Source organism: Winogradskyella sp. MH6, from assembly GCF_022810765.1.
GTDB lineage: Bacteria > Bacteroidota > Bacteroidia > Flavobacteriales > Flavobacteriaceae > Winogradskyella.
In genome coordinates, this window is the sequence record NZ_CP094494.1 from 1,739,968 (window position 1) to 1,760,226 (window position 20,259).

Consider the following 20,259-nt stretch of genomic DNA (forward strand, 5'->3'; position numbering starts at 1 on the left):
CAAGATAACTAATTAAACAATTTTCAAATGAAAAAAGTAGTCACTTTTGGGGAAATAATGCTAAGATTAGCACCTCAAGGATTTTTAAGATTTTCTCAAGCATCTAGTTTTGATGTTGTATATGGAGGTGGAGAGTCTAACGTAGCGGTTTCGTTAGCTAATTATGGTGTGCCAGTAGATTTTGTAACACGTTTACCAAAAAATGATATTGGTGAGTGTGCTATGATGGAAATGCGTAAAAGAGGTGTAGGTGTTGATAAGATTATTTATGGTGGAGACCGTTTAGGAATTTATTTCTTAGAAACAGGTGCTGTAAGCAGGGGAAGTAAAGTAGTATATGATAGAGCACATTCTGCAATTTCTGAGATTGAGCCAGGCATGGTAGACTGGAAATCAGTTTTTAAAGATGTCGCTTGGTTCCACTGGACAGGTATTACACCTGCTATTTCTCAAGGTGCTGCAGACGCTTGTTTAGAAGCTGTAAAAGTGGCAAGTGAAATGGGTGTTACTATTTCAACAGACTTAAACTATAGAGCAAAACTTTGGACGTATTGTGATGATGCTCATAGAGAAAAAATAATGACAGAATTAACATCGTACTGTGATATCGTTTTAGGTAATGAAGAAGATGCAGAAAAGCATTTTGGTATTCATCCAGAAGGCTTAGACGTACACAAGCATGGACATGATGTTAAGGCTGAAGCATTCTTATCGGTTTGTAAGCAAATGATGGCCAAGTTCCCTAAAGCTAAAAAAGTAATTACAACTTTAAGAGGTTCTATCTCTGCATCTCATAATACTTGGGCTGGAGTATTATACGATGGAGAAAAAATGTACGAAACACGTCAGTATCAAATCACTGATATTGTAGATAGAGTTGGTGGTGGAGATTCATTTATGGGTGGATTAATCTACGGATTATTAAAATACCCTGAAGATGATCAAAATGCATTAGACTTTGCTGTGGCGGCTTCATGTTTAAAGCACACTATTAAAGGTGATGCTAACTTAGTAACAGTTTCTGAAGTAGAAAAATTAATGGGAGGTGATGCTTCTGGACGTGTAGCAAGATAAGTTATGGCAAATTATTCAAGAATAGAAGTTGTAAATGTTATGAAACAAACCGGTTTAGTTCCGTTGTTTTATAACTCAGATATTGAAGTAAGTAAAAAAGTAATTAAGGCTGTTTATGATGGTGGCGCAAGATTACTAGAGTTTACTGCAAGAGGAGATTTTGCTCACGAAGTTTTTGGTGAGTTAAATAAATATGTTCTTAAAGAACTTCCAGGAATGATCATGGGTGTTGGTTCTGTAACCGATGCTGCATCTGCGTCTCGTTTTATGGCGCTTGGTGCTAACTTTATCGTTACACCTGTATTAAGAGAAGATATTGCTATTGTTTGTAATAGAAGAAAAGTAATGTGGTCTCCAGGATGTGGTTCTTTAACTGAAATCTGTAGAGCAGAAGAATTAGGTTGTGAGGTTGTAAAGTTATTTCCAGGTGGTATTTACGGACCAGATTTTGTTAAGGCAATAAAAGGGCCTCAACCTTGGACAAGCATTATGCCTACAGGTGGTGTATCTCCAACTAAAGAAAACCTAGAAGGTTGGTTTAAAGCAGGAGTAACTTGTGTTGGGATGGGCTCAAAATTAATTGCTAAAAATGCCGATGGTAATTACGATTTAGCAAAAATTGAGTCGGATACTAAAAATGCAATTACAATAATTAAAGAATTACAATAATAAGATGTTAAAGACTTCAAGAATTACAATGAAGGAGCTTTCTGAGCTTTCAGGTTACTCTGTTTCTACAGTGTCTAAAGCTTTGAATGGAAAACAAGATATTAGTCCAGATGCCACTGAATATATTAAATCATTGGCTAAAAAGTTTAACTACGTACCTAATAAATTTGCTTTAGCATTAAGAGGTATAAAGACAAAATCTATTGCAGTTGTAATTCCTGAAGTCACATTAAATCATTACAGTAAAGTGCTTTATCATTTACAAGAAATAGCTGAAATAAAAGGATATAGAGTTATTTTGTTTCAGACATTTCATAGTGAGAAAAAGCAATATAGTTGTATTAATAGTCTTAATGATGGTTCTATTGATGGTGTCTTTCTAATTTCAGATGCGCCAAATGAGAATAGCGATTTAAGACTAAAAAATACTCCTCTTATACAATTGGGAGTTAACCAATATAATACTGATAAAGAAATAAAAGAATTGTCTTCTTCTGGTTTTAGTAAGTTTTTAAAGCTAGATTGCTAGCTAATAGGACTTAATGCCTAAAAGTTAATGAAGAAGGCAATTTTTTATATGGTAATAAGTGCCATAGCATTTACTCTGTTAAATGTTACGGTAAAATCATTAGGGCAATTTAGTGTTTATCAAATTGTTTTTTTTAGAGCCCTAGGATCTTTATTTTTTACTCTTCCTTTTTTACTAAAGAATAAAATATCAATATATGGTAATAAGAAGACGCTATTAGTACTTAGAAGTATTTTTGGTCTTTCTTCTATGTTGTTGTTCTTTATGTCTCTTAGGTATATTACAATGGGTACAGCAGTATCAGTTAGATATATTGCTCCAATTTTTGCATCAATTTTTGCTGTTTTTCTGTTGAGAGAAAAAATTAAACTTATACAATGGTTTTTTTTAGCATTAGCTTTTTCTGGTGTTTTAGTTTTAAAAGGTTTTGGAGAAGATCTTCAAATAGAAGGGATTGTATTCTCTTTTATTTCGGCTGTTTTTGCGGGACTTGTTTATATTACTATTAGGAAAATAGGAGATAAAGATCATCCTGTTGTAGTTGTCAATTATTTCATGCTTATTTCTACTGTTATAGGAGGTTTGCTCTCAATTAATGATTGGAAAACACCTATGGGTTACGAATGGTTAGTTTTAATGAGCCTTGGAGTATTCGGATATTTTGCTCAGTTGTATATGACAAAAGCAATGCAAATAGGAGAAACTAACCAAATAACACCATTTAAGTATCTTGAAGTGGTGTTTACAACTATTGTAGGATTACTTTGGTTTAACGAGACTTATAGCTTTTATATCTTATTGGGTATGTTGATTATTATATTAGGATTAACATTGAACTTAATTTTCAAGAAATCACAATAAATCTATTTCCTTCCAAAAAAGAATGAAAGTTTAGTTTCTGAATTTTCACCTTAATATTAATCCCAAATATGGTTTATTAGTATCTCAATATTAACCTTTTATAGTTGATTGTAGGCTTTTAAACGATAATTGAGCAGTGGATTATTTAGGATGAGTATTTTTTACTAATTTGATATTTATTGTTAGCAATTCAAAACTTTTTTACGTCCTTCATTTTCTACTTTTAGTTCAGAGCATTCGATAAGTTGTTGTGGTTAGTGTAATCAGCCAAACACTTTTTTTATGAAATCAAGTTTCATCTTCTCGTATGTCCTAGTGCTATTTTGGACTTTATTTAATCATCTACATTTATTTATTTCTACACCAAAGAGTAATGATTTAAAAACATATAAAACGGCTATATCTAAAACTGTGATGAATTTTACTAGCCAAGGACAATTACGTTTGTCTTTATATGAGAGTAGTGCATTGGGAAACAATGAGTCTCCAGCAGACGGATTGTTGATTTTTTTTGATACTGAAGGTAATAATGATGTTGATATTAACGATGCGTTAGATATTCCTAACCTAGACGAAAATTTTTCAACTAACAATAATGGAGTTTTGTTGAGTATTGAAAGCAGGGCTACTCCAATAGATGAAGAAGAGATTCAATTAGAAGTAAATACTTACAGAAGCACCAACTACACAATAGTAGCAGAAGGTATCTCTATGCAATGTGCAACAGCATTCTTATATGATGACTATCTAGGTATATCTATCGAAATTCCGCAAAGCGGAACAGCCAATTACGATTATTCCATTATTTCTGGAGTGTCTGCTTCTATTGCAAATAATCGATTTAAAATAATATTTGCTGCCGATGCTTCCCAACTTACTTGGAACGGTTCGGTCTCTGATGACTGGAACAATTCAGATAACTGGACACCGAATGAAGTGCCTGGTTTATGTTCAGAGGTAACAATACCTGAAACAGAAAGGTCTCCCCAAATTTTAGAAGATATGACCATTGCTGCCTTAAATATTAATAGTGGTATTAATTTAACTGTACCTAATGGAAAAACTCTAAATGTATCTGGCGATTTAAATATGTATTCTGAATCGGATTCGTATTCAGGTTTAATTGTAAAAGGCACAATTACAGTAGAAGGAACTGCAAAATACCATAGATATGCCAATTCAGAATCAAATGATCGAGATTTAATTGCTCCTCCGTTAACAGGGCAAAGTTGGACTTCTTTTTTGGCTAACGATAATAATTACAACTCCAATATCCTATTTAATAATGGTGTTGAACCACCAAATACAGTTTACCTATTTGGCCCCTTTGAAAAAGGTAATACAGACGACTATTTAGTATACAACTATAACACTACAGAGACATTAGATTCAGGCAAAGGTTACAGAGTAGCAACCAACACTTCTACAAATGAAGCCAATGGTGAGCCCTTGATTTTTACAGGAACAATTGTAACGAGTTCTGTTAATGTAACCATTGAGAATGATTTTACTGGTAATTTTCCAGAATGGAATCTTATAGGCAACCCTTACACTTCTTATATAGATGTTAATGCTTTTTTAAATCATGTAGGGTCTGTTTCAGGTGTGTCAAATCTAAGTTTATTGGGTGAGGATACTGCGGCTATATATGGATATGATGCAAATGACACAGATGAGTCAGGAAGTAATTGGACCATAACTAATTTGCTTGAAGGCCCAGATGTAATAGCTCCTGGTCAAGGCTTTTTTGTGTCGTCAAAATTATCATCTGCAAATTTAGAATTTACACCAAATATGCAGGTTGAAAGTCATTCAGATGATTTTATTATTGGCAGAACATCAAATGATGTCGATTTTGTTAAAATCAGGCTAAACTCATTATCTGATAGTTGTACAACATCAATCTATTTTCATAACAATGCAAGTTTAGGATTAGATATAGGATATGATGCAGCTGTTTTTGGAGGTAGCGTATCTGATTTTGCATTGTACTCTCATTTGGTAGAAAATAATGAAGGTACTCCAATGGCAATACAAGCTGTTAATTCTAGTGATACATTAGATATTATTATTCCTTTAGGTGTAAACTCAAATCAAGATGAGGAATTAAGATTTAGCATTGCTGAAATAGCATTACCAAGCACTATTAATATTTATCTTGAAGATGCTATTACCAATACAACAACTCTATTGAACAATACAGATTATGTGGTGTTGCCAGAAATAACACTTTTAGGAACAGGACGTTTCTTTTTAAGGATTACTGAGAGTGTGCTATCAACTATACAAAATAATTTAGACTCCTTAAATGTCTTTGTTGTAAATAGCACAAAAGAGTTAATTGTAAAAGGGCAGTTGCAAGAAAGTACAACATTGACTTTGTACGATTTGTATGGAAGAGAAGTATTTTTATCAGAACTTGATTCATCTATTTATGACAATCGTATTGACATATCTTCACTTAATGGAGGTGCTTACATTATATATCTTCAAAGCGATAAATGGCAAAAATCAATAAAAGCTGTTATTGATTAATGAACTATTAAAATTCTTTATTTATGCTTAAAGTTTTTAGTTTGAAAGTGTATTTTTAAATACTTTTAAAGTAAGTCTTGGTTATAATACCTCTACAAAAATTCTCAAAGTCCTTATATTTACCTATATTAGTACCTTAACATTAATGTTGTGTTAGTGTTTTTTTGACTTTAATCAAGATTATTGATTTACAATAATGATAAGCAGAAAGGTACTGTTACTTGTTTTTACAATCTCATCCATTATTTATGGCCAAGAGATTCCTCCTATTCAGATTTTTACAACTCAAGACTATAAGGCTGAAGACCAAAATTGGGATATTTCTCAAGACGATGAAGGCGTGGTTTATTTTGCTAATAATAAAGGCTTGTTAAGATATAATGGAGCGAGATGGGAATTGTTTCCAAATCCTAACCAATCTATTTTAAGATCTGTTAATGTTATCAATGCTAAGATCTATACAGGTAGTTACATGGATTTTGGTTATTGGGAGAAAAATAGCTTCGGTGGTTTGGTTTATACATCTTTAATAGATCGCTATGGTGTTCAGCCAAAAGAAGATGAACAGTTTTGGGATATTGTAGAGATAGATAATTATATCTTATTTCAATCATTAGACAGGATATATATATACAATTTAGGTGCTAATGATTTTAAAATTATTGATTCTAACCAGCGGATAAATAAAATTTTCAAAGTTGATAAAACAATATATTTTCAAAAAAATGGAAGTGGGATTTATGAGATTTTAAATGGTGAAGAAAAGCTTATCCTGCCATCAAATAAATTTCATGATAATGAGATTATCAATATGTATAATGTTGATGAATCTCTATTGTTAGTAACCAAAGAAAATGGTATTTATAATTATAAAAACGGAGAAGTTTCTACATGGAATAACAAAGTAAATGAAGAACTTAAAAATTTAAGTATTTACAGTAGTATAAGGCTTAATGATGGTAGTTTTATTTTTGGCACAATTTCAGAAGGGATTTTACAAATAAGTCCTAATGGAGACAAAATCTTGCAAATTAACCAATCAGGTGGTTTAAGTAACAACACCGTGTTGTCGGCTTATGCAGGCAATAAAGGTGATTTGTGGTTAGGATTAGACAACGGTATTAATTGTGTAAATCTAAAGTCTCCCTATAGCGTTTATAAAGATAAACAAGGTGTCTTAGGAACTATATATGCATCTATAAAAGTTGGTGATAATCTATATTTAGGTACCAATCAAGGGCTTTTTTATAAGAATGTATCTAAAGATTCTAAGTTTAGTTTTGTCGAAAAAACCAAAGGTCAGGTATGGAGTTTAAAGTTTATGAAAGGAACCTTATTTTGTGGTCATGATAAGGGTACTTTTGTGCTTAAGGATGATAAAGCAGAACTCTTGAATGGTGAAATAGGATCTTGGATATTAAATGAAATAGAAGATAATCCAAATTTAATTTTGCAAGGAGGTTATGAAGGGTTGAGCGTGTTAGAATTGCAAAATGGAACATGGACTTTTAGAAATAAAATTGAAGGTTTTGATATGTCTTCTAGATATTTTGAATTTATAAATTCAAATGAATTATTGGTCAACCATGAATATAAGGGTGTTTACAAAGTAAAAATAAACTCAGATTATAGTAAGGTTTTAGACTTTAAAAAATTAGATGTAGAAGAAGGTTCTAAATCGAGCATTGCTAAATATCAAAACAATATTCTATATAGCAATAAAAATGGTGTTTATAACTACAATAGCCAAACATCAAAGTTTGTAAAGAACGATGAATTGAGCGCTTTAATTGAAGGTGATAACTATTTGTCTGGCAAATTAGTTTATGAAGAGCGTAGCAATAGGTTGTGGATGTTTAATAAAAGCAGTATTCTTTACGTAGAGCCAGGTAAACTTTCAGAAAAACCAAAGGTTAATTACATTCCATTATCTTATGAGCTTAGAAACAGTAAAGTTGGCTATGAAAATATTCTCAGTATAGATAATGACCAGTATCTAATTGGCGCTAATGATGGTTATTTGGTTGTAGAATTAGATAAGCTTAATCATAGCCCTATTCAAGTTAATATAGATAACATATCATTTAGTTCTTTACACAATAAATCTGTGGATTTGGGAGTAAATGAACCTGCGGAACTAGAAAACAAGAATAATAGTATCTTTTTAAAATATAGTGTAACAGATTTTAATAAGTTTTCAAACACTCAGTACAAATATCGATTAGTTGGTATTTATGATAGCTGGAGTAATTGGTCAACTAAATCCGAAGTTCACTTTGAGAATCTCCCACACGGTAATTACACATTTGAAGTTAAGGCTCAATTAGGGAGAATAGAATCTAATAATACAGCCACATACAATTTTACAATACTAAAACCATGGTACCTTAAGCCAATGGCAATTGTAACTTATACTGTTCTGGGATTATTGCTTTTGTTCTTAATACAATATTTTAATAGTAGATATTATAAAAAGCAAAAGCAAAAACTATTAGAAAAAAAGGAAAGAGAACTAGAACTCGAGCAACTAGAAAATCAAAGACAGCTCATTCAATTTAAAAACAAAAATCTTCAGTTAGATATTGAGAATAAGAATAGAGAGCTTGGTACTGCTACCATGAATTTGGTTAAACGAAATGAACTATTAAACAACATCAAAGAGAGATTGTCTCAAAGCAAATCTTTAGATGATGTAAAAGGTGTTGTAAAATTGATAAACTCTAACTTAAACAATACCAGTGATTGGAAACTATTTGAAGAAGCATTTAATAATGTAGACAAAGATTTCATGAAGCGTATAAAGTCACTTCATCCGTCTATAACACCAAATGACTTAAGGTTGTGTGCTTATTTAAGGTTAAACCTTTCGTCCAAAGAAATAGCACCACTATTAAATATATCTCATAAAAGTGTAGAGGTTAAACGATATCGTTTGCGTAAAAAAATGGGATTAGACCATGAGCAAAGTCTTACAGACTATATTTTGGATTTGTAAGTTGTGTTAATCTTCTTTTACTACCTATACATTACCTATACAAGTACAGATTACAACACTACAATATACTTTATTAAGTCAATGCAAAATGCTTAAAATGCTAGGTTTAACAGCTTTTTAATATGGTATTCTTAAATTTTAGGGTGTTTTTTTGAAATGTATGTTTTTTGTATAGTCTTTTTTTGAGATTTCTATAATTATTTATTTTAAGTTGCAATAACTATTAAACCGGAATATTGTATAGATATCTTTTTCAGTACAATTCTCTAAAATTTAAGATATAACTATGGTAAACAATCTTTTAAGGCTATTTGCATTTCTACTGTCTGTGAGCTTTGCTTTTGCTCAATCAGCTAAAGTGTCGGTTGAAAGTAATTCAGAGGGGCAAAAATTAGTTGTCAACGGAAAACCATTTATGATTAATGGTATGAATTGGGATTATGTTCCAATAGGTACTAATGTTGTTGATGCAGAATTCTACAAAAAATCTGATGATATTATAAAAGCAGGTTTAGATGCAGAAATGGCATTACTTCAAAATATGAATGTTAATGTCATAAGACAATACGTGGGTGTACCAGCCAAGTGGATAAAATACATTTACGAAAACTATGGCATTCATACCATGTTAAACGATTCGTTTGGTCGTTATGGTCTTACTATAGATGGTGTATGGACGCCAATTACTGACTACAAAGACGAGCGCACAAAGGAGCTGCTGATGTCAGAAATTACCAATATGGTAACCGAATATAAAAATACACCTGGTATTTTACTGTATCTCATAGGAAATGAAAATAACTATGGCTTGTTTTGGCAAGGAGCAGAAACTGAAGATTTTCCAGATGGTGAAGAAAAAATCAATGCTGTAGGTGAGCTTAGAGGAAGACCAATGTATAAATTGATGAACGAAGCAGCAAAGAAAATGAAAGCCATAGATCCTAATCATCCTGTGGCAATATGTAATGGTGATCTTTTGTTTTTAGAAATAATAGCACAAGAATGTCCAGATGTGGATATCTATGGAACCAACATGTATAGAGGTGAATCCTTTGGTGATGCATTTCAGCGTGTAAAAAAGGAATACGGAAAACCTATTATGTTTACTGAGTTTGGTTCAGATGCTTTTAATGCTGTAGAAAATCAGGAAGATCAAAAGATGCAAGCCTTTTACATGAAATCTAACTGGAAAGAGATTTACGAAAATGCAGCAGGTTTAGGTAAAGCAAACAACTCTTTAGGTGGGTTTACATTTCAATTCTCTGACGGATGGTGGAAAGCAGGTTTTGATGATAGAAAAGATGCAGATACACACCAAACAGAATCTACATGGAATGCTGGAGGTTACAAATGGGATGAAGCTTATCCTGGTGCTAATAATATGAACGAAGAATGGTTTGGTATTTGCGCAAAAGGACCAACAAACGAAAGAGGGCTTTATACATTATACCCTAGAGCTGCCTATTACACGTTAAAAGATGCTCATAGTTTAGACCCTTATGCTGAAGGAGTAAATTTAGATTTCATAAATAATTATTTCAACAACATTAACTTAATGGATGCCGTACTTAGAGCTAGAGGAGATAAAGCTGCTTTGGGCGAAAATGAATTGGAGAAAATTAGGTTAAGTCGTTTAACAGCGCAATTCACAACATTCAACACAGGTGGAAGTTTAATTACCACACCCGAAACGGCAGATCAATCACAAAATACATATCCAAATCAATTGGGCTTTGATCATATGCAATCCTATTTTGTTGGTGTAGAAGGTAAGCCTAATGCTAGCATGAGAGCAGAAGCTACATTCAATATACTTGGTAATGTAGCAGACAATCCTATTAACGAGATTTTTTATGAAAATGTAAATAGACCATATACTGTACAAGATGCAAATACAGGCGAAAATGTTACAATAGCAGACAATAACAGAATTAGACTATACCAAGCGGAATTTGAGTGGAATCATAAAGATTTTGATTTACGAGGGTTTTATCGTACAGGTCATTATCATTGGGCTTACGAAGGGGATTTCTTTAACCTTTATCCAGAAGCAAATTATGGTCCAAACTTAGATATTTATAATGGGGAAATTTTAGGAATTGAAGTAGATGCCAAAGGAAAATTAGACGGACTTAAAGCAGCATTTGGACCGCAACTATGGTGGGGCGCAAACCCAACAGCTTTATTAAAGTATCAACGTAAGTTCGGAAAATGGGATGTAACAGGTATTTATCATAGAGATTTAGATACAGGTTTAGAATTTGATGCAACTGGCCGTCGAGTACTAGATGCCAACCAAGTAAGAAGTGGTATCATTCCACCATGGCCAACAGAAAGAGCAACACTAGTTGTAGAACGCAAATTTGGTAAGTTTGATGTTACCGTTGGTGGTATTTGGGGGGGAAGCCCTCTAAATGGTAGTACATTTCAAGACATTAATGACAACAATCAAGTTGTTGAAGATAAGGTTTCTGGTAGTGATAATTGGGGTGGTAAAGCCAAGGTTACATACCAAGGAGGTCGCTTTAATTGGTATGGGCAAGCCTCTTACATGGGAATAGTAGCTGGAGGTGGCACAGATCAAACACAAACTTTTACAGGGTGGAAGTTAAAAGATAGTGGTAGTGGAAATATGGTAAATGCCTTAACCGGATTCACTTACTCATTCGGTGATTTTCAAATTGCACCAAACTTTATGTACCAAGAACCATTGGTAGACCCTATTCCAAATAATTTTGGAGGAGCAGCTCGATTGAGAAACTTTATAGATGATCCATTTGCAGTAAGAAATGGAAACAGAGAAATGTTTGGTTCTGAAATTTTGCTAACATACGATCCAACACCAGGTACTTGGATGTACCAATGGGATAATGACAGAGCCGAAGATGCAAAATTTGCGATGAACTTAGGTTTTGTCTATCGTCGTTTACCAACCGCAATGGATGCTCACATAGGATTCTTGGCAGACCGTACCTTCTTTGCCTTTCCAAATTCTGCGCCAGCTGAAGATCTTTGGGAAGTACATTCTAGAATGGTATCTAAGTTAAGTCCAGATCTTGGCATTATTGGTAACTTCTACTATGGTAATGGGCAAGGTAATGGAGATTCTGATAGAACAATAACACGTTTTGGAGCAGACGTGAGAGCTATATATAGAAAAAATATGTTACAAGCTCATGTAAAAGTTAATGATTGGGGACCTTTTGATTACCATAGAGATTTTAACCTTACGTTCCCGTTACAATTAATGCTAGACTTATCTACCTCGATAGGAAAACCTGATTGGTTCATATTACCAAGTACTAGAATAGGTGTTCGAGGAACTTGGAGATCCCTTAATGAATTTTCACCAAGATATGCTCCGTTGGCTACACCAGCAGGAACATTTAATGCACCTCCAACTTTAAGTACTGAAGGATTCCCAAATGGTTCAGAATGGGAAATAAGAACTTACATACACATCAATATCGGAAAATAAAAAGCTATAGAAATGAAATATTTAAAACAAATACAAACAAAAACACTTTGCTTACTAAGCTTGGTGTCGATAGTATTATTTGGCTGTGAGCGAGATATGCCAGCTGATGCACCATTGGCAACATTTCCAAATATAGCCGATGTATTTACTGATGTTCCAGTTAATTTAACGGATGAATTTTTTATTTCATTTGACCCTTCAGGTGGAGCAAATGTTAACGGATTTGGAACTGATGAAAATGAAGCTTATCAAGGAACAACGTCAATTAGAATAGATGTACCAGCAGCTAATAATCCAGATGGTGGTTTTATAGGTGGTATATTTAGAGACCGTGGAGAAGGTCGTAACCTTACGCAATACGATGCACTTACTTTTTGGGCAAAAGGATCTACAACAGGTACTATAGGTGAAGTAGGATTTGGTGCCGATTTTTTAGATGATAAGTTCCCAGTAAGTCGCAGTAATATTCAATTAACTACAGATTGGAAAAAATATGTTGTACCAATACCAGATGCTTCTAAATTAACACAAGAGAAGGGTATGTTCCTGTTTGCTGCTGGTGGATTAGATGTTCTTGGTGATGGTCCAAATGGTAACGAAATAGGTTGGACATTCTGGCTAGATGAAATACGTTTTGAAAACTTAGGAACTAACCTGGCTGTAAATACAGAAATACTTAATGGTGAAGATCAGGTAGTTGAAGCATTTACTGGGTCTAATATAACCATTTCGGGTCTGTCACAAACTGTAAATCTAGGAACTGGAGAAAATGTAAATATCAACATTGCACCTGCATATTTTGATTTTATAAACTCAAATTCTTCAGTTGCAACTGTTAGCGAATCTGGATTGGTTTCTGTTGTTGGAAGTTCTGGAACAACTACAATTACAGCAATATTAAATAATATACAGGCAAACGGATCATTAGAAGTTACTTCAAACGGCCAGTTTCCTAGTGCGCCTATTCCAACCAGAGATTCTGCAAATGTAATATCGCTTTTTAGTGATGCTTATACAAATGTACCTGTAAGACATTATAATGGTTTTTTTGAACCATATCAAACTACTTTAGGTGGAGCAGGATCAGATCCAAATAATGTAGACATTCAAGGAATGCTTCCAGATGGGTCATTAGATAACATTATCAACTATACTCAGTTAAACTTTGTAAGTATAGGTACTTATGAAACAGTACAATTGGTTGATGCAAGTACAGCTACTCATTTGCATATAGATATCAATGTTAGAGAAACTATTGATGCTGCAGACTTCATTAGGTTAGAGTTAGAGAGTGGCACGTTTACTGGCACTACGGCTAATGGTAGTTTTGTTCTTAGTTCAGCAGCTTTAAGTAATGTAAATAGCGATGGATGGGCAAGTATAGATGTTCCGTTAGCGAGTTTTTCTGGTGCTGTAGATTTTAGCAGTCTAGGTCAACTGTTTTTTATATCTGATGGAACAATATCAAATATTTGGGTAGACAATGTGTACTACTATAACGAGTAATTACAATATCTTTTAAATAGAAATATATTATGAATATAAAATTCTCATATAAAATAAGTCTTTACGTCGTAGCATTATCGCTGGCAACTAGTTTTTTAGGATGTAATCTAGACGAAACACAAGAAGTTGCAACATCTACCAATTTAGTTTGGGAGGATAATTTTGATGAAGACGGAGCTCCAGATCCGTTAAAATGGATTTATGAAATAGGTGATGGTTCTGCACAAGGTATACCTGGCTGGGGAAACAATGAGCTTCAATATTACACAGATAGATCAGAAAATGTAAGTGTAGAAAGCGGAGTGTTAAAAATAACAGCAAGACAAGAATCTTACGAAGGTTCTAATTATACGTCTGCAAGATTAATAACTAAAGGCTTGTTTCAAAAACGTTATGGCCGCTTTGAAGCGCGTATAAAATTACCAACAGGTCAAGGTCTGTGGCCTGCTTTCTGGTTGCTTGGCGACGATAGCAATGGAGAAGTTTGGCCAGAGATTGGCGAAATTGACATTATGGAATACCTAGGAAATGAACCAACTAAAGTTTTAGGAACTGTTCATGGTCCACAATTTTCAGGAGCTGAGTCCATTTCCAAAGAACTGGTTTTAGAAAACGATCGTTTTGATACTGGTTTTCACATTTTTGGTATCGAATGGTCTCCTAATAAAATCAACTTTTATGTTGATGACAAATTATATCAAACCATAACACCAGAAGTTGTAGATGAAGAAACTGATGGTGAGGGAGAATGGGTTTTTAATGACCGTCCTTTTTACATAATTCTAAACGTAGCGGTTGGAGGAAATTTACCAGGTCCGCCAAATGACGAAACAATGTTTCCTCAAAGTATGTATGTAGATTACGTTAGAGTTTATAACTAAAAAATTAAAAGAAAATGAGCGTATTTAAATCAAGTATTTCTAAACTATTTTTTATTGCACTTGCATTAATAGCATTCTCTTGTGAAGATAACGAAAGCGGAGTAGACCTAATAGGTCTAGAAGCAAGATTTACCACAGAGTTTAACCAGAGAACAGTAAGCTTTAACAATATTTCTAATGCTGCTACAAGCTACATTTGGGACTTTGGCGATGGAACAAATTCCACATTAGAAAATCCTGTAAAAACTTATGAAAATGGCACTTATACGGTATCTCTTACAGCGTATAATGATAACGGAGATTCAGACACGTTTGAAAAAATGTTTACTATAGATGTTGCTATATGTGATGATGAAATTGCTGAAAATATTGACCCAGCTAATGGTAATTTAAATTGGACTTTTATGTCAACAGACGGAAGTGTCACATTTGATGCCTTCGGAAATATTGGTGGGTCAATTGTTACAAACCCAAATTTTGAAGATGGTATAAACACAAGCTGTAATGTTTACAAATATGAAAAAATTAGTGGTTGTGAAACTTGGTCTGGTGTCGGTATAGCGCTAAATACTGCTATGGATTTTACCGATGCGAATACGGATAAAGTTTTTAAAATGAAAGTCTTGGCAGAAAATCAGTTAACAGACGTAACATTGCGTTTAGAGCGTTTGCCATTTCCAGATACAGAACCTTCCCAAGAAAGAATAGCAAGTATTACGCAATTAGGAGAATGGCAAGAGTTAACTTTTGATTTTTCAGATGTTAGTACAGGAACCTATAAAAGCATGATCATTTATTTTGAAAGAAATGCACCATGCGACGGTGACGTATATTACTTTGATGATATTATTCAAGAATAATACACATCAACTTAGTCTTAATTGCGGCTTTAATTATTCTGATTAAAGCCGCAATTATAAAAACAAATCTTTGCTAAACCTTAACCCTATAACCGTTTTTATTGGTAATGAATATAAAACCAACAAATATTACATCATTAGACAAAAACATTTTACTTACTAGAGTAACAATAGATAATCAGGCATACTTCAAAATCTCTAATAGCGATAAAATGCGTCCATTTTTTATGAGTATCGTTAGTGATTCAAATCATTGGATGTTTATATCAAGTAATGGAGGTGTAACCGCAGGTAGAAAAAATGCCGAATACGCACTTTTTCCTTACTATTCAGATGACAAGATTACTGAATCTGCTGAAATTACAGGTGCAAAGTCTATATTTCAGATTACTAAAAATGGAAAAAAATATATTTGGGAACCTTTTTCTATCAGATTTCAAGATGAGTATAGCATACACAGAAACGTGTATAAAAGTGTTTATGGTAATGCCATAATTTTTGAAGAAGAGAATCTCGATTTAGGCCTAACGTATAGATACGAATGGTGTTCTAGCAATGCCTATGGTTTTGTTAAAAAATCAACTTTAGTAAATAACTCTAACCAATCTGTAGAGATAGAACTTGTAGATGGTATTCAAAATGTTATGCCTTTTGGCGTTAGCAGTGCGCTACAAAATGCGAGTAGTAATTTGGTTGATGCCTATAAAAGAACGGAACTTGTAAAAGAAACAGGTATAGGAATTTTTGCTCTAAGTGCCATTATAGTAGATAAAGCGGAGCCAAGCGAAGCTCTTAAGGCTAATATAGCTTGGTCTTTGGGTATAGATAATCCTACTTACTTGTTGTCTTCTTTACAGTTAGATACATTTAGAAAATTTGGTAAGATTACACAAGAAACCGATGTTAAGGCAGAAAAGGGTGCGTACTTTATTAATGCTACAATACAACTAGATTCTAAAGACTCTAAAGATTGGATTATTGTTGCTAACGTTAATCAAGATGCTTCAGATATTGTTGCAATTTCAAAACAAATAAAAACAGACAATCAGTTTTTAAGTAAGATTGAAGCTAATATTCAATTAGGGACAGAAAATTTAATTAAGCTCAATGCCTCTTCAGATGGTTTACAGTTAACTTCAGATAATTTTAGAGATACCAGACATTTTTCTAATACGCTTTTCAATATAATGCGTGGTGGAATTTTTGATGATGGCTATACCATTGAAAAGTGGGATTTTGAAAACTACTTAAAAAAGGCTAATAAAGATGTGTATCGTAAGTGCGAACATCTGTTACAAGATTTACCAGAAACATTCTCTTTACAAACAATAAGAAAGTTTGCGAATTGGAATGAAGACAAAGATTTTAAGAGACTGGCATTAGAGTATCTACCACTTAAGTTTAGTAGAAGACACGGAGATCCGAGTAGGCCTTGGAACAAGTTTTCAATCAATACAAGAAGTGAGGTCGATGGCTCTAAAATTCTGGATTACGAAGGTAACTGGCGAGATATTTTTCAAAACTGGGAAGCGCTTGCCGTTTCTTACCCAGAGTATATTGAAAATATGATTCAGAAGTTTCTTAATGCCACAACCTTTGATGGTTACAACCCTTACCGTGTGACCAAAGATGGTTTTGATTGGGAGACTATTGAGCCAGATGATCCTTGGTCTTACATTGGGTATTGGGGAGATCATCAAATCATATATCTATTAAAGTTTCTTGAGTTTTTAGAAGACTATAATCCTGGAAAGTTAGAGCGTTTCTTCTCGCAAGATATTTTCGTTTACGCTAATGTGCCTTATAAGATTAAAGAATATCAAGATATTTTAAAAAACCCAAAAGATACCATAGAATTTGATGAAGATTCTGATAAGGAAATACGATTAAAAAGAGATAAGATTGGTGCAGATGGTGCATTATTGCAGTATTCAAATGGAACTGTTGTTAGAGCGAATTTTTTGGAGAAGATTTTAGCAACAACGTTAGCCAAACTTTCAAATTTTATACCAGAAGGTGGTATTTGGATGAATACCCAAAGACCAGAATGGAATGATGCTAATAATGCCTTAGTGGGTAATGGAGTTTCTATGGTGACACTTTATTATCTCAGAAGATTCTTAAAGTTTTTTGAAGATGTTTTTGAAAACGCAACTGTAGATAAGGTTGAGGTGTCATCTGAAATTGCTGAGTTTTTCAATGCTGTAAAATCCGCATTTCAGCAAAACGAATCTATTTTGAGTGGGTCAATAGATGATGCCAAAAGAAAACAAATATTAGACTTGCTAGGTGTAGCAGGTAGTAATTATAGAGAACATATTTACCATAATTCATTCTCTGGTAATAAGACAGAAATAACACTAAGCGATGTTTTAGACTTTACTAAGTCGGCCATTAAACATCTAGAGCATTCTATAAGAGCCAACAGAAGACATGATAATCTTTATCATGCATACAATCTAATGACTGTAGATGGTGATAAGGTGTCTATTTCATATTTAGACGAAATGTTAGAAGGTCAAGTAGCGGTATTAAGTTCAGGATATTTGAGTTCACAAGAAAACTTAGCTGTTTTAGATGGGTTAAAACAAAGTAAATTATTCCGAGAAGACCAATACAGCTATGTGTTGTATCCTTTTAAAAATCTAAAAGGGTTTATGGATAGAAATACCATCCCTTCAAATGCTGTTAATGATTCCAAATTATTAACAGCTTTAGTGTCTGATGGTAATACGCAAATTCTAAAAAAAGATAGTAATGGCCATTATCATTTTAACGGGAATTTTAAAAATGCCAATGATGTAAAACAAGCATTAGAAAATCTTAATGCACCTGCTTATATAGAATTAGCTAAAACAGAAGAATCTAAAGTGCTTCAAATCTTCGAAGATGTTTTTAATCATAAAGCATTTACAGGTCGTTCAGGTACATTTTATGGTTATGAAGGCTTAGGTTCTATTTATTGGCACATGGTTTCAAAACTGCAATTAGCAGTCATGGAAGTTTGTCAAAAAGCTATTGCAGAAAACGAATCTCCAGAGGTAATTGGGAGACTTCTAGAACACTACTACGAAATTAACGAAGGTATAGGTGTACACAAATCACCAGAGTTATACGGAGCTTTTCCAACCGATCCTTATTCGCATACACCTGCAGGTAAAGGAGCGCAACAACCAGGAATGACAGGTCAGGTAAAAGAAGATATTCTTAGCCGATTTGGAGAACTAGGTGTTTTTATGAAGGAAGGATTGCTCGTTTTTAATCCATGTATGCTCAGAAAAGATGAGTTTTTAGATGAAGCACAGACCTTCAATTACATTAATGTTAATGGTGATGAGTCTGTATTGAAAGTTGAGAAAAATCAATTGGTATTTACTTACTGTCAAGTACCTGTGGTTTATATCATTTCAGACGAATACAAAACAAATGTATTATTTAGAGATGGCTCGCAACAGACTTTTGATCAAATGGGATTAGATAAAGAAACTAGTGAGAAAGTGTTTAGTCGTTCGGGTGATATAGAATGTATAATGGTTCATATAAAGGAAGCGTTTTTAAAGTAAGAAAGAAGCATCATGAAAATTAGAAAAATAATAGTTTGTGTTCTATCTATAGTCTTCATGATGTCTTGTAAAAATGAAAAGCGCGAAGAGCCTTTAACTCAAATCAAAAAAGAAGTGACAGCAAAAGATATATTAGGAAATCCGGATTACTTGGCCATTTCTTATGGAGGATACAGAGGGAAAACAAGAGACAGTCAGCCTACAATTGTAGAATTAAAAGAAGATTTAAAAATTCTTTCTGCAATGGGTGTTAAGTTGCTTAGAACCTATAATGTTCAGCCAAAATTACCTCATGCGTCTAATGTTTTAAAAGCCATTTCAGAATTAAAAGCCGAGGATGAGAATTTTGAAATGTACGTTATGCTTGGCGCTTGGATAGATTGTCTTAATGCTTGGACAGGCAAAGAGCCAAATCATAATGTTGAAAGCCCAAACAATGCAGGTGAGATAAAAAGAGCAGTGGCATTGGCAAATCAATACCCAGATATAGTTAAAATAATAGCAGTTGGTAATGAGGCTATGGTAAAATGGGCAACGTCTTATTACGTACAGCCAGAAGTAATTTTAAAATGGGTGAAGCATCTTCAAAATTTAAAAGCAGAAGGTAAGTTGCCTAAAGATCTTTGGATTACAAGCTCAGATGACTTTGCATCTTGGGGAGGTGGCGAAGATACGTATCATGTAGCAGATTTAAATGAATTGATTAAGGAGGTAGACTTTATCTCTATGCATACTTATCCTTATCACAATACACATTACAACCCAGAATTTTGGGGAGTTCCAGAAGCGCATATAAACATGCCAGATACTACTAAGATTGAAATGGCTATGGAGCGTGCTTTAAAATTTGCCCAAAAACAATACGATAGTGTTACTAATTACATGAAAAGTATTGGTGTAAATAAACCAATTCACATAGGTGAAACGGGTTGGGCAACTACATCTACAGGACATTATGGTTCTGATGGATCAAAAGCAACAGACGAATATAAACAAGGTTTGTATTATAAATTAATGAGACGATGGACCAACAGAGCTGGTATTTCGTGTTTTTATTTTGAAGCTTTTAACGAGCAATGGAAAGATGCTAATAATCCAAATGGATCAGAAAATCACTTTGGGTTATTCACTATAGACGGAAAAGCAAAATACCCAATTTGGGATTTGGTTGACAAGAAAATTTTTGAAGGCTTAACAAGAAACGGTAATCCTATAAGTAAAACTTACAATGGTGATAAAAAAGCACTGCTTAAAGATGTTTTGGTGCCTCCGTCTCAAGAAGAAATTATGGCAAATAGATAAAATAAA

The 20,259-nt window shown here is 33.5% G+C and carries 12 protein-coding genes; all 12 read left to right on the plus strand.

The features are described 5' to 3' along the window. Positions 1-27 precede the first annotated feature (27 nt). Positions 28-1,074 carry a sugar kinase gene (locus tag MST30_RS07835; RefSeq protein ID WP_243473830.1) on the plus strand — a complete coding sequence of 349 codons (1,047 nt, stop codon included), beginning with the start codon at positions 28-30 and terminating at the stop codon, positions 1,072-1,074. A 3-nt stretch (positions 1,075-1,077) separates the two neighbouring features. Next, complete coding sequence (locus tag MST30_RS07840) at positions 1,078-1,743, plus strand: bifunctional 4-hydroxy-2-oxoglutarate aldolase/2-dehydro-3-deoxy-phosphogluconate aldolase (RefSeq protein ID WP_243473831.1); 666 nt, start codon at positions 1,078-1,080, stop codon at positions 1,741-1,743. Positions 1,744-1,747: 4 nt separating this feature from the next. Beyond that, positions 1,748-2,272, plus strand: a complete 525-nt coding sequence (locus MST30_RS07845) for a LacI family DNA-binding transcriptional regulator (protein WP_243473832.1) — start codon at positions 1,748-1,750, stop codon at positions 2,270-2,272. Positions 2,273-2,299: 27 nt separating this feature from the next. Beyond that, entirely contained in the window at positions 2,300-3,133 is an 834-nt protein-coding gene (locus tag MST30_RS07850; protein ID WP_243473833.1) for a DMT family transporter, read from the plus strand. A 282-nt stretch (positions 3,134-3,415) separates the two neighbouring features. Beyond that, entirely contained in the window at positions 3,416-5,668 is a 2,253-nt protein-coding gene (locus MST30_RS07855) for a T9SS type A sorting domain-containing protein (RefSeq protein ID WP_243473834.1), read from the plus strand. A 196-nt stretch (positions 5,669-5,864) separates the two neighbouring features. Further along, positions 5,865-8,663 carry a triple tyrosine motif-containing protein gene (locus MST30_RS07860; RefSeq protein WP_243473835.1) on the plus strand — a complete coding sequence of 933 codons (2,799 nt, stop codon included), beginning with the start codon at positions 5,865-5,867 and terminating at the stop codon, positions 8,661-8,663. 286 nt (positions 8,664-8,949) lie between these two features. Beyond that, positions 8,950-12,141, plus strand: coding sequence for a glycoside hydrolase family 2 TIM barrel-domain containing protein (locus tag MST30_RS07865; RefSeq protein ID WP_243473836.1), 3,192 nt, complete (start codon positions 8,950-8,952; stop codon positions 12,139-12,141). Positions 12,142-12,153: 12 nt separating this feature from the next. Then, positions 12,154-13,647, plus strand: a complete 1,494-nt coding sequence (locus MST30_RS07870) for a CIA30 family protein (protein ID WP_243470874.1) — start codon at positions 12,154-12,156, stop codon at positions 13,645-13,647. A gap of 29 nt (positions 13,648-13,676) precedes the next feature. Then, positions 13,677-14,528, plus strand: coding sequence for a glycoside hydrolase family 16 protein (locus tag MST30_RS07875; protein ID WP_243470875.1), 852 nt, complete (start codon positions 13,677-13,679; stop codon positions 14,526-14,528). Positions 14,529-14,542: 14 nt separating this feature from the next. Then, on the plus strand, positions 14,543-15,388 hold the full coding sequence (locus MST30_RS15765; RefSeq protein WP_262914433.1) for a PKD domain-containing protein: 846 nt from the start codon (positions 14,543-14,545) through the stop codon (positions 15,386-15,388). A gap of 107 nt (positions 15,389-15,495) precedes the next feature. Then, the gene (locus tag MST30_RS07885; RefSeq protein ID WP_243470876.1) at positions 15,496-18,951 is read left to right on the plus strand and encodes a 1,3-beta-D-glucan phosphorylase, GH149 family; all 3,456 of its coding nucleotides are present in this window, start codon (positions 15,496-15,498) and stop codon (positions 18,949-18,951) included. A 12-nt stretch (positions 18,952-18,963) separates the two neighbouring features. Next, positions 18,964-20,253 (plus strand): glycosyl hydrolase family 17 protein, encoded by a 1,290-nt coding sequence (locus tag MST30_RS07890; protein ID WP_243470877.1) that lies wholly within the window; start codon positions 18,964-18,966, stop codon positions 20,251-20,253. Positions 20,254-20,259: the final 6 nt, after the last annotated feature.

Coding starts and splice junctions, on each gene's coding strand:
- MST30_RS07860 (WP_243473835.1), top strand. CDS start 5,865: ATGATAAGCAGAAAGGTACTGTTACTTGTTTTTACAATCTCATCCATT.
- MST30_RS07845 (WP_243473832.1), top strand. CDS start 1,748: ATGTTAAAGACTTCAAGAATTACAATGAAGGAGCTTTCTGAGCTTTCA.
- MST30_RS07890 (WP_243470877.1), top strand. CDS start 18,964: ATGAAAATTAGAAAAATAATAGTTTGTGTTCTATCTATAGTCTTCATG.
- MST30_RS07870 (WP_243470874.1), top strand. CDS start 12,154: ATGAAATATTTAAAACAAATACAAACAAAAACACTTTGCTTACTAAGC.
- MST30_RS07840 (WP_243473831.1), top strand. CDS start 1,078: ATGGCAAATTATTCAAGAATAGAAGTTGTAAATGTTATGAAACAAACC.
- MST30_RS07850 (WP_243473833.1), top strand. CDS start 2,300: ATGAAGAAGGCAATTTTTTATATGGTAATAAGTGCCATAGCATTTACT.
- MST30_RS07835 (WP_243473830.1), top strand. CDS start 28: ATGAAAAAAGTAGTCACTTTTGGGGAAATAATGCTAAGATTAGCACCT.
- MST30_RS15765 (WP_262914433.1), top strand. CDS start 14,543: ATGAGCGTATTTAAATCAAGTATTTCTAAACTATTTTTTATTGCACTT.
- MST30_RS07855 (WP_243473834.1), top strand. CDS start 3,416: ATGAAATCAAGTTTCATCTTCTCGTATGTCCTAGTGCTATTTTGGACT.
- MST30_RS07885 (WP_243470876.1), top strand. CDS start 15,496: ATGAATATAAAACCAACAAATATTACATCATTAGACAAAAACATTTTA.
- MST30_RS07875 (WP_243470875.1), top strand. CDS start 13,677: ATGAATATAAAATTCTCATATAAAATAAGTCTTTACGTCGTAGCATTA.
- MST30_RS07865 (WP_243473836.1), top strand. CDS start 8,950: ATGGTAAACAATCTTTTAAGGCTATTTGCATTTCTACTGTCTGTGAGC.